Source organism: Nocardia thraciensis, assembly GCF_054782435.1.
In genome coordinates this window covers 193,621-206,474 of sequence record NZ_BAAGSM010000018.1, presented here as the reverse complement: position 1 = coordinate 206,474, position 12,854 = coordinate 193,621, and the positions used below count along the sequence as shown (strand labels likewise).

The window sequence follows — 12,854 nt, the reverse complement described above, 5'->3', positions numbered from 1 at the left end:
CCAATCTCGGGTACTCACAACTCAAAGGACGGGCTCGCTCGTCACCGAGCGGGCCGCCCCCGTAACCACCTCGGGAGGCAGCGATGCGCACGAACGATCAGGTACTGGTCACGCCCTTCCAGGCGCACGGACTACTGAGGGGTTTCCTCATCGGCGGTCGCTGGCCCGACACCACCAAGGAGTGGGCGCAGCTGCTCGTCCTGGCGGTCCGGGTCGCGAGCCTTCCGGGCCTGCTGGTCACCTCCACGGTCTTCGGGGCCCGCGAGGATCTGCCGGACGACCCGGATCCCGGCACGATCGGCTTGGTGCTGGCCGAGGGGCCCGTGCTGGGCGACGAGGCGGTCGAGCCCGGCCGATTCGCCGATCACGTGCCGCCCGCGCTGATCATGCTGCATCCACCGTCGGAGACCCGGCCCGCGCTGCCCGAATCCACGGGTGCGGCGTCGGGCTGCGTGCTGCTGCCGGGGGTGCCGCATCTGGGCTTGGAGCACCGCGCGGCATGGGTCGAGGCGGAACTGGACGGCACGGTGAACACCATGGTCAGCCGCGTGGGCGTGGATCCGATCAGTGATCCGGACACCGCCGTGCTGGCCATGCTGCTCGCGGCCTGAGCGGGCGATCGCCGCCGGGCTTCTCCCGCGATGGACCCGGCCGTACAGGGTCTGCTGCCCGACCCGTACAGGGTCTGCTGCCGGGTTGCGACGGGTACCCGAAACTTTCGGCGTGGATCGCCAAACTTATTGCGCGCATTGCGATTTCGGCGATATGGGGTTGGCGTTCGGGGGTAACCGGGGGTAGGCTGGCGGACAGCGAAGGGGAGTAGCCCCCAATCACGTGGTCGACATACTGACCCGCCCTGCGAGTTCCGCCGAGCAGGTCCGGCCACGTGAACCGGAAATCCGGTGGGCGAGACCTTCGGCCGATGACAGACCAACCGATTATTCGGATGCGTTGTCGGCTGAGGGCGCATCCGTCTTCGGTCGGCAGGCCGGAGACCTGGGAGCCGATTCATGATCGCCACGATTGCGCTGAGCTTCGGCGTGCTCTTCGTCGCCGAACTGGGCGACAAGTCGCAGCTGATGGCGCTGACCTTCGCGCTGCGCTACCGCTGGTGGATCGTGCTGTCCGGCATCGCGGCCGCCAGCGTCGCGGTCAATCTGATCGCGACCGGTGTGGGCCACTTCCTCGGGGCGGCGCTGCCGACGGAGCTGATCGCGGTGTGCACCGGTGTCATCCTGCTCGCGGTCGGCGGGTGGACGCTGCGTGAGGCGCACGTCCGCGGCGCGGATCCCGAGTCCGCCGCGGCGGACTCCGGCACCCGGCCCCCGGGCCGGGCCTTCTTCGTGGTGCTGTCGGCATTCCTGCTCGCCGAGCTCGGTGACCGGACCATGTTCGCCACCATCGCCCTCGCCTCCAACCGCAGCTGGGTGGCGGTGTGGACCGGATCGGTGCTGGGCATGGTCGCCGCCGGTGCGCTGGCCATCGCGATCGGCATCACCGTCGGCAAACATCTGCCCGAACGCCTGATCGCGATCGGCTCGGGGCTGCTGTTCCTCTACATCGGCACCGCCACCCTGCTGGGCGCACTCGCCCCGACCCTCGGCCAGCTGCCCGAGCTGGCACTCGCCGCCCTCGCCCCCGCCCTGGCAGGCGGCATCCTCTGGCTCCGCCGCCCCACCGACGCCGCCACACCGGACCGTCTCGACACCCACAACTGAGCGCCGGTACCGAGCCAAACCCTTAGTTGTTGGAGCCCACCGTGGCCGGGGCGGCGCCGAACAGGTCGCCGCTGCGGCGCACCAGGTCGAGCATGGGCTCGCGCAGGGCGCGCAGTCCGTCCAGGTCGTCCGCGGCGACGCGGGTGGTGACCATGGCGCTCAGCGCGGCCACCAGGGTCTGGCAGGCGAAGCGCTGCTGCTCGGTGTGGGCGTCGAGGATGTCGGCCAGCATGGTGACGAACGATTCCTGCAGCTGCGCGCGCCGGGCAATCGCCTTGGGCCCCACCGCGTATACCTCGACCAGGTACAGCCGCGCGTTGGCGGGCTCGCTCGCCAACCCGTCCAGATAGGCGGTCAGCAGCGCGTCCATGCGATGTTCCAAATCCAGCGGATCGGCCGAATCCGCTTGCGCCCGTGCCGCTTCCATGATCCGGTCCACCAACAGTTGCACCGCGCGTTCGTAGGCGGCCTCGAAACAATCCTCCTTGGAACGGAATTGCTCGTAGAAGGTCTCCCGAGACACTCCGGCCCGTTTGATGATCACCGCGACAGACGTTCCCACATAGCCGCTTTCGGACATCGACTCGGCCATCGCGCCCAGGATGCGGTCGCGCTGCGCGCGGACCACGGTCTCGCGGGGTAGGCCGTGGCGGCCGCGGGGCAGCTGACGGGCGGTGCTGACCGGCTCTGGCATATCGACGACGGTAGCACCGAAGAACAGGCCTGTTCACAAATGCCTCGACGGCGGCCCGCGGCCGATCGTCACCGGACGCCCGTTATGGTGCTTATTGACGGAAGGCCAGCGAAGGGCCGTCACAAACGAGAGGACCAAAACACCGTGGAGATTTCGGGATCCGCCGCAATCATCACCGGAGCTGCGTCCGGCCTGGGCGCCGCGACCGCCAAGCGCTTCGCCGACCTGGGCGCGACCGTGTTCGGGCTGGACCTGCAGCAGTCCATCGAGCGGGCGGGCGACAGCGTTCCGGCCGGTGTCACCCTGATCCCGACCGACGTGACCAGCGCGGACGATGTCGCCGCCGCGGTCGCCACGGTCGTCGAGTCCGGCGTGCCGCCGCGCATCGTGGTGAACTGCGCCGGCGTCGGCTGGGCCGGTCGCATCCTGTCCAAGAACGGCCCGCACGATCTGGAGCTGTTCCGCACCGTCATCACGGTCAACCTGCTGGGCACGTTCAACGTGATGCGGCTGGCCGCGGACGCCATCGCCAAGACCGAGCCTCTCGACGAGTACGGCCAGCGCGGCGTCGTCATCAACACCGCCTCGGTCGCGGCCTTCGAGGGCCAGATCGGTCAGATCGCCTACTCCGCCTCCAAGGGTGGCGTCGCGGGCATGACCATTCCGGCCGCGCGCGACCTGGCGCAGTTCGGCATTCGCGTCGACACCATCGCCCCCGGCATCATCGACACCCCGATGCTGGCCGGTGTCACCGAGGAGTACCGCAAGGGCCTCGAGGCGGGCGTGCCGTTCCCCTCGCGCCTGGGCCGTCCCGACGAGTACGCGCAGCTGGCGCAGTACATCGTCGAGCACGACTACCTCAACGGCGAGACCATCCGCATGGACGGCGCCCTCCGCATGGCGCCGCGCTGACGCGAGGTCGCGGGGCTTCGCCGCACACTTGTCACCGAAGTCGAAGGCGCCCGGGAGCACGACGTCAGGGCGAGTCGGAGGCGGGGCGCAGCCGGAGGAGGGCGCGGCGAGTGCTGGCGATCGTGGCCTCGGCGACCGCCTTGGTGACGAAATGGCCGACCGCCGTGACCAGGGCCAGCACCACGATCGCGGCGGGCGCCCACGACCAGCTCAGGGCCAGGAGGATACGGTCGACGGTGTCGCGCGGCTGCACCACCGGCTCCCAGCTGTTGAGGCGCGTCCAGCGGCCGAGGAAGATGCCGATCGCACACAGCAGGTGCAGTCCGAGAACGACCGGTACCCGCCAGTGCGCGCGGCCCACCCCGTCCAGGAACCGCCCGACCTCGGCCAGCGCCAGGTAGTAGGCGAGGAATCCGGAGACGATCAATGCCGCGTAGAGCGGCAGCACCGTCGTGACCACCGGCCCGTCTCCCACGAAATGGATGTCCTCCCGCAGGTGCACCAGGTCGGTCACCACATAGGGCGCGTTGGGCAGGAACAGCACGAACAGCGCGACCCCGGCCCACCACACCGGTGACCGCGGAATCTCCTTCGCACCCCGGCGAGTCCGGAACACCAGCAGTGCCAGCAGTACCGGAACCCACGCCAGGACCGTGTTCCAGGCCATCCAGAAGAAGTCCCGACGAACCAGGTCCACCAGGTTCGCCCCCACCGAATCCAGCACGACGTCCATGCCTCCATGATGCGGGATCCTCCGCATCGGCTCTCGCCGTCACGGTCGGGCCGCCCCCCGAATGCGGCAAGGCCCGCACCGGAATCCGGTGCGGGCCTTGTACGTTCGGCCTGTGATTACAGAGCGCGGACGCCGGAGGCCTGCGGGCCCTTCTTGCCCTGGGTGATCTCGAAGCTCACCTGCTGGCCCTCGTCGAGGCCCCGGTAGCCGGTGCCCTCGATCTCGGAGTAGTGGACGAATACGTCCGGGCCGCCCTCATGAGCGATGAAGCCGTAGCCCTTTTCCGCGTTGAACCACTTCACGGTTCCCTGAACCATCTTGTTTCTCCTTGGCAGAGTTGTCATCGGCGCCGCGGTCGCGGCGTCCGAGTCACATCCAGACGGCGACTTGCAACTTGCCTGGCAAGGAGAAGCGACGCCCGCACACTGTTCCGCACGAGCATTTGAACAACAAAAATGCGACTAACAACAATAACGCACCCGGACGGAAAGGGTTCCCACTGCGGGGACGACCATGATCAGCATCACAGCCGCCCCCGCGCGGGCGCTGGGACAGGTTACAACGTGCGCGTCAACCGGTCGGCCAAGACCTGGGCGAAGTGGGCCGGATCCTTCAGCTCGCCGCCCTCGGCGAGAACCGCCGTGCCGTACAGCAATTCGGCGGTTTGGGCGAGATCCTCGGCCTTGCCCTCGTCGGCGTCGGCCTTCTTCTCCCCGTAGGCGTCGCGGAGCCCCGTGACCAGCGGGTGGCCCGGATTGAGCTCGAGAATCCGCTTGGTCTCGGGCAGGATCTGGCCCGAGGCGCGGTACATGCGCTCGAGCTGCGGGGTGAAGTCGAAGGCGTCGCCGACGATGCACGCCGGCGAGGTGGTCAGCCGGGTGGACAGCCGTACCTCCTTGACGCTCTCGCCGAGGGTCTGCCGCAGCCACTTCAGCACGTCGCCGAAGTCCTTCTCCTGCTGTTCGCGCAGCTGCTCGGAGGCCTTCTTCTCCTCCTCGGTCTCCAGATCCACCTCGCCCTTGGCGATGGACTGGAACTGCTTGCCGTCGAATTCCGGCACCGCGCCGACCCACATCTCGTCGACCGGATCGGTGAGGATCAGCACCTCCCGGCCCTTGGCCTTGAACGCCTCCATATGGGGCGAGCTCTCGATCTGCTGCCGGGACTCGCCGGTCATGTAGTAGATCTGATCCTGGCCCTCGGCCATGCGCTCCACGTACTCGGCGAGCGTGGTCGGCTCGGAGTCGGAGTGGGTGGACGCGAACGACGAGACCTGCAGGATGGTCTCGCGGTTGTCGAAGTCCTGCAGCAGGCCCTCCTTGAGGACGCGGCCGAACTCCTTCCAGAAGGTTTCGTACTTCGATGTGTCTTCCGCTCCCTGCAGATCCTTCACGGTGGACAGCACCTTGCGCACCAGCCGCTTGCGGATCATCTGGATCTGCCGGTCCTGCTGCAGGATCTCGCGAGATACGTTGAGCGACAGGTCCTGCGCGTCCACCACGCCCTTGACGAAGCGCAGATATTCCGGCATCAGCTCTTCGCAGTTGTCCATGATGAACACGCGCCGGACGTACAGCTGCACGCCGCGCTGATGCTCGCGCTGGAACAGGTCGAACGGCGCGTGCGACGGGATGAACAGCAGCGCCTGGTATTCGAACGTGCCCTCGGCCTTGAGCGGGATGACCTCCAGCGGATCGTCCCAGGCGTGCGAGACGTGCTTGTAGAACTCCTTGTACTCGTCCTCGGACACCTCGCTCTTGGGCCGCGTCCACAGCGCCTTCTGCGAGTTGAGGGTCTGGTCCTCGAGGATCGTCTTCTCTTGCTTGTCCTCGCCCTCACCCTCGGTGACGGTCCGCTCCACCTGCATGCGGATCGGCCAGGCGATGAAGTCGGAGTACTTCTTGACGATCTCGCGGAGCTTCCACTCCTGGGTGTAGTCGAAAAGGTGGTCGTCCTCGTCGGCGGGCTTGAGGTGCAGCGACACCGCGGTGCCCTGCGGCGCCTCGTCCAGGGTCTCGATGGTGTAGGTGGAACTGCCCGCGGCCGATTCCCAACGGGTGGCGGTGGTTTCGCCCGCGCGGCGGGTGGTGAGGGTGACCTTGTCGGCCACCATGAAGGTCGAGTAGAAGCCGATGCCGAACTGGCCGATCAGCTCCTCGGCCTCGGTCTGCGACTTCTTGGCCTCCAGCAGCTGCTTGCGCAGCTCCGCGGTGCCGGACTTGGCCAGCGTTCCGATCAGGTCCACCACCTCGGCCCGGGACATACCGATGCCGTTGTCGCGCACCGTCAGCGTGCGGCCGTCCTTGTCGACCTCCAGCTCGACGTGCAGGTCGGAGGTGTCGACCTCCAGATCCTTGTCCCGATAGGACTCCAGCCGCAGCTTGTCCAGGGCGTCGGAGGCGTTCGAGATCAGTTCGCGCAGGAAGGTGTCTTTGTTCGAATAGACCGAGTGGATCATCAGTTCCAAGAGCTGATGGGTCTCGGCCTGAAACTCCAGCTGTTCGACGTGCTCAGTCACGGTTCCAGATATTACGACGGATGCGGGGAGGACGAGACAGGGTGTTCGCGAAAGTCCGACATGGCCGGAACCTCGGTCGCGGCGCCCGGGGCGCCGGGGCGGCTCGGGGCCATCCACTCGCGCAGCACCCGGGTGGCGCGCACATCGTCCTCGTTGTACTCCAGCAGGCGGGTGCGCTGGGTGAGGTCGGGCTCGCCGTCGTAGCCGACCGCCTGCCGGTACCAGCTCATCGACGCCTCGCCGCCCGCCTCCGCATCGCGCCAGGCGAATCCGGCCACCGGGGCGATCTTCTTCAGGCCCTTGCCGTTCGGGCAGATGAACTGCTCGGAGACCGCCTGGAACATGTCGACCCACTGCGGGCCGTCGACGAACTCGCGGATCTGGTCCTCGGTCGGCACGCCGGGCAGCCCCGCGAATCGGCGGGCCGACTCGTAGAGCCACTTGTCCTCGGCGGTGCGCGAATAGCAATAGGCGGCAAAGCTTTTCCCGGCGGTGGCGGCCTGCGCGCGCACCTGCATCAGCCAGGCCCAGAACTCGGCGAACGAGCGGGCCTCGTCCTGCGTCGGCAGCGGATCCCAGGTGACGAACGGGCGGTAGACGCCGTCGAGCAGGGTGCCCCACAGGTAGGCGCCGTACTCCTGGAAGCTCTCCAGGTCCACATCGACCTCGACGTCGGCGCGCTGCACCCGCACCTGTTCGAAACGGCGGACCAGCGGGGCGCCGGAGATCCAGGCCCGCGCGGTGACCACGGTCTCGGTGAACGGCTCGTACTGCCAGTCGTCCGGATCGTCACCGGTCCAGCCCGCCAGATCCTCGATGGTCTCGACGCCGTGCCTGCGCAGCAGCTCGGCCCGCGAACCCGGTGCGACCAGGCTGACGTCGCGATGGTCGGTCAGCCAGCGCTCGCAGCTGGGGGCCTCCGGGGTGGCCGAGCGGGACCACCACGGGCAGCGGCGGCATTCGGGCACCTTGGACGGGACCGTCGGCAGCTCCCCGCGCACCACGGCGATCCGATCGGCGTAGCGGCGGTCGTACTCGTCGAGAACCGGGCCCAGGTCGTGCACCAGGATGCGGTCGAAGTGGTAACCGATCGCCCCGCCGACCAGCGCCGGACTCGCCAGGCCGTGCCGCTGCAGCATGCGATACAGGTGGGCCAGGCGCTGCTGGTCGCGCGGCTGGGCACGCACGCGCACATGCCGGTCCGGGCGCGGCTCCCAGCGGTAGAGGTCGGAGGTGAGCGGGTGGAAATCGGCCGGATCGGGCTGGCGCGGATCGGTGACCTTGTGGTTGACCACGATGACCGGGAGGTAGCCGCCGCGGTCCTCGTCGCGCAGCAGCATCTCCACGCCGCCGCGGCGGCCGGTGTCGGCCTCCTGCGGCAGCAGCGCGCCCCAGATTCGCGCCGCCCCGGACTCGCAGGCGCGCATGGTGACCGCCGCGCGCTCGCGCGCCGGGAGCGCCGGATCGACCACGACCCATTGGTCCGGCGCGGCGGCCACGAGCGTGTCACGCACCTTCTCCCGGTGCGCCGTGGCGGCCTCGCGGCGCTGCTGGACCCCAGCGTCCTCCGCGACCCCCACCAATACCCCCGGGTGGGTCGCCTCCAGATGCAGCCGATGCCGACATCCGATCAGCGCCCGCGCGTCGACATAGGCCGCCCGGCCGTTCCCGATATCGCTTGCCGCGGAAGCCATCTCGCGCTCCTCCACCCCCGGCGCCACCGCCCGCGCGGCCATCCCCCCGGCAGTCGCGGCGGCAGCGGCGCCCGCACGCGTCGCGGCCGCCCGCCGCTCCGCGCCGCCGCCCTCTTCCTCGCGCCCATTCCGGTCGCCGCTGCCCGAATACACGTAAGCAGTATGGTCCAGACCCCCGACACCTTCGCGAACCGCACCGCACGCTTCGATTCCGGATCGGCCACCCAACCATCACGATGTGCGGCCCCCGGGGAGGTTTTCGGCGCGACGCCGGAGGCGGCGCCGACAAGCACAGTAAGGTTGGCGCAGACTGTGTGCACCGGAATACACCGCAGGTAGCGGCTGCCTGCGGCGAATCAGCATGACGGAGGGCTTCATGGGGTTGTTCACCAAGCGCAAGCGGCGGCCGGACCGCAAAGCCGAGGCGAAGGCTCTCAAGCACAAGGCCGCCGTGGAGGCCAAGCTCAGCGCCCGCAACGAGCGCAAGCGGGACCGCGCCGAGGCCCGCAACCAGCGCGACGTGACCAAGCAGCAGATCGCGACCCTGAAGGCCGAGGAGAAGGCCGCGCAGAAGGCGGCCGAGAAGGCCGAGCGGGACCTGTTCTCCGCGGGGCAGGTCAAGAAGTACCTGGGCGTGGCCCGAGTGCTGGTGCCGGTGCTGGCCCCGCTCGCCTATCGCGCCGCGACGTTCATTCGCGGGCAGGTCGACGCCCGCCGGGCCCAGCGGCTCGGCATCGGCATGGACCAGCTGACCGACTTCAGCGGCCACGGCGCCAAGCTGCGGGCGCGCATCGCCAACGCCGAAGCCGCCCTCACCGAGATCGAGGGCAAGGCGGATCGATGCGCGGACGGGCAGGAGACCGGAAAGTTCGTGTCCGCCACCCGGGATCGGCTCGAGAGCCTGGCGGCCGCGGTCCGCACCGCCGAGCAGATGCCGCCGCAGCGCCGGCGCGCCGTGCACGGCTCGATCTCCCACGAGCTCTCCGGTATCGAAGCCGATATTCTCGCCCGCCTCGGCGTGCGCTGAATCCCCGGAAACCCGCACCGATGCGCCGCCGTGGCCTGCCACGACTCGGGCCGGTGGGTCACGAACCCACCGGATCCGACGACGGGCACGTGCGCGGACCCGTGGTGGGTGCGGCCGTCATGGCGCTGGCGGTGGCGGCGCACGGCCTGGCCGGAGGCGGATATCCGGGGTCGACGTCGTTGACGCTGGTGCTGCTCGCGGCGGCAGCGGGCGGAGCGGTCACCGCGACACTGCCGACTCGCACCGGAACGCTCAGCCGCGCAATGCTTTTCGCCGCCTTGTTCGGCGGACAACTGGCCGGGCACGCGGCGCTGTCGAGCATGGTCGCGCACGAACACGGCGCACCGATGGGCGAATCCGCCCACGCCGCAGACATTCTCGTCGCCGGTGTGCATCTGCCCGCGGGTCCGATGCTGCTCGCACACGCGCTCGCCACCCTGCTGTGCACGATCCTGATCGGCGCCGCCGACCGGCTGTATGCCGTTGTCTCGCAGACCGTTCGCGCGGTCGTCGGCGCACCGTGCCCGCCGCCGCCCACCCGCTCGGTGCGCTGGCCGGGCGCGGCGGCGCGCTCCTACCGCTTTCTCCGTCGCGGCGCGATCTCCCCACGCGCGCCTCCGGTGCCGGTCCGATAATCCGACCGCACCCCTCGACCGAGAAAGTTCCCATGTCCACTGTGCTTCCGCGCGCCGTCGTCACGGCGGGCCTCGCGACCGGGCTGGCCCTGTTCGGTGCCAATACCGCCGCCGCGCACGTCACGGCCGACGCTCCCGGCGCCGAACAGGGCGGCTACACTGTCGTCACGTTCAAGGTGCCGACCGAATCGACCACCGCCGCCACCACCAAGCTGACCGTCAAGCTCCCGGGATTGTCCTCCGCCCGCACCGAGCCCATGCCCGGGTGGACCGCCACGGTAGACAAGAACGACAAGAACCAGGCGGTCGGCGTCACCTGGACCACCGATCCGGGCAACCCCGGCGTCGGTCCCGGCCAGTTCCAGCGTTTCGTGCTGTCCGCGGGCCCGCTGCCCGAGCAGGCCACGGTCAGTTTTCCGGCCACCCAGTCCTACAGCGACGGCAAGATCGTCGAGTGGAATCAGCCGATGGGTCCCGACGGCGCCGAACCGGAACATCCGGCACCGGAGCTGCGCCTCGCGCCGGGTGGCTCCGGCGACGACCACAGCGTGGCCGCGCGCGGCGCCGCGGCACCGCGCGAATCCGACAGCGCGGCGCGCTGGCTCGGCGGTGTCGGCCTGATCCTGGGCGCGCTCGGCGCGGCGCTCGGGCTCGGCGCCCTGATCCGGGGACGGCGGTCATGACGCGGCGCATACTCTTCGGCTTGGTGAGCGGCCTGCTGCTCGGCGGCCTCGCCCTCGTCGCCGCGGGGCCGGCCGCCGCGCACTCGTCGGTGGTGGGCACCGATCCGGCCGACGGCGCGCAGATCGATGCGAGTCCGGCCCGGGTCAGCGTCACCTTCAACGAGAATCTGCAGCCCAATTTTCCGTCGCTGACCGTGGTCGGCCCCGACGGCAACCGCTGGGACAAGGGCCAGCCGGTCATCGACGGCCCGACGGCGAGCGTCGAGGTCGGCGAGCTGGGACCCGCGGGCCAGTACACGATCGCCTACCGGGTGACCTCCGCCGACGGCCATCCCGTCAGCGGCACCCGCACGTTCACGCTCACCAAGCCCGGCAACGGCGCCCCGGGGCAGCAGGCCGACCCGGCGAGCGATGCCGAGAACGGCAGATCCGTCGGAATCCCCGTGTGGGTCTTCATCGTGGGCGCGGTCGTGGTGCTCGGCGGCGTGCTGGCGGTGCTGCTGCTCGGCCGCGGGAGCACCCGCAAGCGACAGTGAGCAGAGCGGCGACCGGCGGCAGTTCGACCGCCCTGCGTGCGGCGCTGCTGCTGGTCGTCCCTGCCGCACTGCTCGGGGCGGCGCTGGCGTGGGCGCTGGCCGCGCCGGATCCGGTGCAGTCCGAGGCGCCGGTCCGGGCGCTGGCCGACTGCGCCGGCGCCCTCGTGCTGGGCCTGGCCGCGCTGCCCCGGCTGCACGACCGCCTGCGACCGGCGTGGCGGCTGCTGGCCGGATTCGGCGGGCTCTGGGTCGCAACGGAATTCGCGGTGCTGGCCTGCGAGGCGGCGCAGGTGGTGGGGGTGCCGGTGACCCGGCTGCGGCTCCCACGGTTCGGCGACTACCTGATCTATGTCAGCGGCGGTCAGGTGGGCATCGCGATCCTGATCGGCACCTGTGCGGTCACCGGCTACTGCGCGCTGGCGTACCGGCGGCCGCAGCACGCCACCGCCGATCTGGTGCTGGTGTTCGCGGCGGTCGCGCTGGCGCTGCGGCCGATCACCGGACATATGTCGCAGCAGGCGTTCGGTTCGGTGCTGGCGGCCGTGCACGCGCTGGCCGCGGCGGTCTGGTTCGGGCTGCTGCTGGCGCTGGCGCTGGTGACGCGTACGCGCGGCGAGTGGGCGGTGCTGCTGCCCCGGTACTCGGCGTGGGCGCTTCCGGCGCTGGCGGCGGTGACGCTGACCGGCGTGTGCAACGGCCTGGTCCGCCTCGGCGGGCTGACGCCGCTGATCGACACCGGCTACGGCCGCATCCTGCTGGCGAAGACGGCACTGCTCGGCGTGCTGCTGGCGCTGGGCTGGTGGTGGCGCCGGCGCTGGGTCCCGCTGGCGGGCGACCACCGGATGACCGCCGAATCCTCGCTGCGCCGAGCGGTTTCCGAGGTGGTCGTGATGGCGCTGGTGTTCGGGCTGGCGGCGACGCTGGCCGTCACCGCGTGACGCGGATCGGCGCCATGGCAAGCTGGGGTTCGTGACCGATTCAGCAAACCCAGTCGCGACGGCCGACCTCGCCGACGAGATCGGCCCCGAAATCCGCAGCTGCGATACGCAGTTCACGCAGTTCGGCGGCCGCGAGGCGTTCGACGGGCGCATCGTCACAATCCGCTGCTTCCAGGACAACCTACTGGTCAAGCAGACACTGAGCGAACCCGGCGAGGGCCGGGTGCTGGTGGTGGACGGCGGCGCGAGCGTGCACACCGCCCTGGTCGGCGACATCATCGCGGGCCGCGGCGTCGACAACGGTTGGGCGGGGGTCGTCGTGCACGGCGCCGTGCGCGATTCGGCGATCCTGCGCACCCTGGACATCGGCATCAAGGCGCTGGGCACCAACCCGCGCAAGAGCACCCAGACCGGGTCCGGGGAGCGCGATGTGCCGGTGGAGTTCGGCGGGGTCACCTTCGTGCCGGGCGAGATGCTCTACAGCGACCACGACGGCATCGTCGTGCGGGCCTGAGCGCGCTCTCACACGCTGACCACACGCACCTGATGACTGGCCAGGGTGACGACGTCACCGGCATGTAGCTGACGTCCGCGGCGCAGTTCGACCTCATCGTTGACGCGGACCAGACCGGCGGCGATCACCGTCTTGGCCTCCGAGCCGGTTTCGATGAGATTGGCCAGCTTCAGGAACTGTCCGAGTCGAATGACTTCGTCATCGATCGGCACATCGACTGGATCCGACATGGGGTACATCATTACCTTCCGC

The 12,854-nt window shown here is 69.7% G+C and carries 15 protein-coding genes; 9 read left to right on the top strand and 6 right to left on the bottom strand.

Annotated features, from left to right (window positions below; translation table 11 throughout):
• Positions 1–83: 83 nt before the first annotated feature.
• Positions 84–611, top strand: a complete 528-nt coding sequence (locus tag ACYVLQ_RS10370; protein ID WP_460697179.1) for a peptidase — start codon at positions 84–86, stop codon at positions 609–611.
• A gap of 399 nt (positions 612–1,010) precedes the next feature.
• A complete protein-coding gene (locus ACYVLQ_RS10365; RefSeq protein ID WP_460697178.1) occupies positions 1,011–1,718 on the top strand; it encodes a TMEM165/GDT1 family protein in 708 nt (235 codons plus the stop codon).
• 22 nt (positions 1,719–1,740) lie between these two features.
• Here the strand turns inward: ACYVLQ_RS10365 and ACYVLQ_RS10360 are convergent, their stop codons facing one another.
• Positions 1,741–2,412, bottom strand: coding sequence for a TetR/AcrR family transcriptional regulator (locus ACYVLQ_RS10360; protein WP_460697177.1), 672 nt, complete (start codon positions 2,410–2,412; stop codon positions 1,741–1,743).
• 144 nt (positions 2,413–2,556) lie between these two features.
• On the opposite strand from ACYVLQ_RS10360, the gene ACYVLQ_RS10355 reads away from it, so the two are divergent.
• The gene (locus ACYVLQ_RS10355) at positions 2,557–3,324 is read left to right on the top strand and encodes an SDR family NAD(P)-dependent oxidoreductase (protein ID WP_068029999.1); all 768 of its coding nucleotides are present in this window, start codon (positions 2,557–2,559) and stop codon (positions 3,322–3,324) included.
• 64 nt (positions 3,325–3,388) lie between these two features.
• Here ACYVLQ_RS10355 and ACYVLQ_RS10350 read toward each other — a convergent pair whose 3' ends face one another.
• The 4 genes from ACYVLQ_RS10350 to ACYVLQ_RS10335 form a co-directional block, all read right to left on the bottom strand.
• Entirely contained in the window at positions 3,389–4,057 is a 669-nt protein-coding gene (locus tag ACYVLQ_RS10350) for a DUF1361 domain-containing protein (protein WP_460697176.1), read from the bottom strand.
• A gap of 116 nt (positions 4,058–4,173) precedes the next feature.
• Positions 4,174–4,374 carry a cold-shock protein gene (locus tag ACYVLQ_RS10345; protein WP_068029993.1) on the bottom strand — a complete coding sequence of 67 codons (201 nt, stop codon included), beginning with the start codon at positions 4,372–4,374 and terminating at the stop codon, positions 4,174–4,176.
• A gap of 239 nt (positions 4,375–4,613) precedes the next feature.
• Positions 4,614–6,575, bottom strand: coding sequence for a molecular chaperone HtpG (gene htpG, locus ACYVLQ_RS10340; RefSeq protein ID WP_460697175.1), 1,962 nt, complete (start codon positions 6,573–6,575; stop codon positions 4,614–4,616).
• A gap of 11 nt (positions 6,576–6,586) precedes the next feature.
• Entirely contained in the window at positions 6,587–8,269 is a 1,683-nt protein-coding gene (locus ACYVLQ_RS10335) for a TM0106 family RecB-like putative nuclease (RefSeq protein ID WP_460697440.1), read from the bottom strand.
• Between the two features lie 376 nt (positions 8,270–8,645).
• Between ACYVLQ_RS10335 and ACYVLQ_RS10330 the strand changes: the two genes are divergently transcribed.
• Genes ACYVLQ_RS10330 through rraA form a run of 6 tightly spaced genes read left to right on the top strand, consistent with a single transcriptional unit; the run spans position 8,646 to position 12,602 of the window.
• Complete coding sequence (locus tag ACYVLQ_RS10330) at positions 8,646–9,296, top strand: DUF6474 family protein (protein WP_460697439.1); 651 nt, start codon at positions 8,646–8,648, stop codon at positions 9,294–9,296.
• A 53-nt stretch (positions 9,297–9,349) separates the two neighbouring features.
• Complete coding sequence (locus ACYVLQ_RS10325; protein WP_460697174.1) at positions 9,350–9,931, top strand: hypothetical protein; 582 nt, start codon at positions 9,350–9,352, stop codon at positions 9,929–9,931.
• A gap of 32 nt (positions 9,932–9,963) precedes the next feature.
• Positions 9,964–10,614, top strand: coding sequence for a YcnI family copper-binding membrane protein (locus ACYVLQ_RS10320; protein ID WP_460697173.1), 651 nt, complete (start codon positions 9,964–9,966; stop codon positions 10,612–10,614).
• Positions 10,611–11,150 carry a copper resistance CopC family protein gene (locus ACYVLQ_RS10315; RefSeq protein ID WP_460697172.1) on the top strand — a complete coding sequence of 180 codons (540 nt, stop codon included), beginning with the start codon at positions 10,611–10,613 and terminating at the stop codon, positions 11,148–11,150. Before ACYVLQ_RS10320 ends, ACYVLQ_RS10315 begins: the two co-directional genes overlap by 4 nt.
• Positions 11,147–12,088: a copper resistance D family protein gene (locus ACYVLQ_RS10310; protein WP_460697171.1), complete on the top strand. Its 942-nt coding sequence runs from the start codon at positions 11,147–11,149 to the stop codon at positions 12,086–12,088. Before ACYVLQ_RS10315 ends, ACYVLQ_RS10310 begins: the two co-directional genes overlap by 4 nt.
• A gap of 31 nt (positions 12,089–12,119) precedes the next feature.
• A complete protein-coding gene (rraA, locus tag ACYVLQ_RS10305; protein WP_460697170.1) occupies positions 12,120–12,602 on the top strand; it encodes a ribonuclease E activity regulator RraA in 483 nt (160 codons plus the stop codon).
• An 8-nt stretch (positions 12,603–12,610) separates the two neighbouring features.
• Here rraA and ACYVLQ_RS10300 read toward each other — a convergent pair whose 3' ends face one another.
• Positions 12,611–12,832, bottom strand: a complete 222-nt coding sequence (locus tag ACYVLQ_RS10300; protein WP_460697169.1) for an RNA-binding S4 domain-containing protein — start codon at positions 12,830–12,832, stop codon at positions 12,611–12,613.
• Between the last annotated feature and the right edge of the window lie 22 nt (positions 12,833–12,854).

What these genes read in the sequence shown, in the direction of transcription:
- ACYVLQ_RS10370 (WP_460697179.1), top strand. Translation starts at nt 84, where the DNA reads ATGCGCACGAACGATCAGGTACTGGTCACGCCCTTCCAGGCGCACGGA.
- ACYVLQ_RS10365 (WP_460697178.1), top strand. Translation starts at nt 1,011, where the DNA reads ATGATCGCCACGATTGCGCTGAGCTTCGGCGTGCTCTTCGTCGCCGAA.
- ACYVLQ_RS10360 (WP_460697177.1), bottom strand. Translation starts at nt 2,412, where the DNA reads ATGCCAGAGCCGGTCAGCACCGCCCGTCAGCTGCCCCGCGGCCGCCAC.
- ACYVLQ_RS10350 (WP_460697176.1), bottom strand. Translation starts at nt 4,057, where the DNA reads ATGGACGTCGTGCTGGATTCGGTGGGGGCGAACCTGGTGGACCTGGTT.
- ACYVLQ_RS10345 (WP_068029993.1), bottom strand. Translation starts at nt 4,374, where the DNA reads ATGGTTCAGGGAACCGTGAAGTGGTTCAACGCGGAAAAGGGCTACGGC.
- ACYVLQ_RS10335 (WP_460697440.1), bottom strand. Translation starts at nt 8,269, where the DNA reads ATGGCTTCCGCGGCAAGCGATATCGGGAACGGCCGGGCGGCCTATGTC.
- ACYVLQ_RS10330 (WP_460697439.1), top strand. Translation starts at nt 8,646, where the DNA reads ATGGGGTTGTTCACCAAGCGCAAGCGGCGGCCGGACCGCAAAGCCGAG.
- ACYVLQ_RS10320 (WP_460697173.1), top strand. Translation starts at nt 9,964, where the DNA reads ATGTCCACTGTGCTTCCGCGCGCCGTCGTCACGGCGGGCCTCGCGACC.
- ACYVLQ_RS10315 (WP_460697172.1), top strand. Translation starts at nt 10,611, where the DNA reads ATGACGCGGCGCATACTCTTCGGCTTGGTGAGCGGCCTGCTGCTCGGC.
- ACYVLQ_RS10300 (WP_460697169.1), bottom strand. Translation starts at nt 12,832, where the DNA reads ATGTCGGATCCAGTCGATGTGCCGATCGATGACGAAGTCATTCGACTC.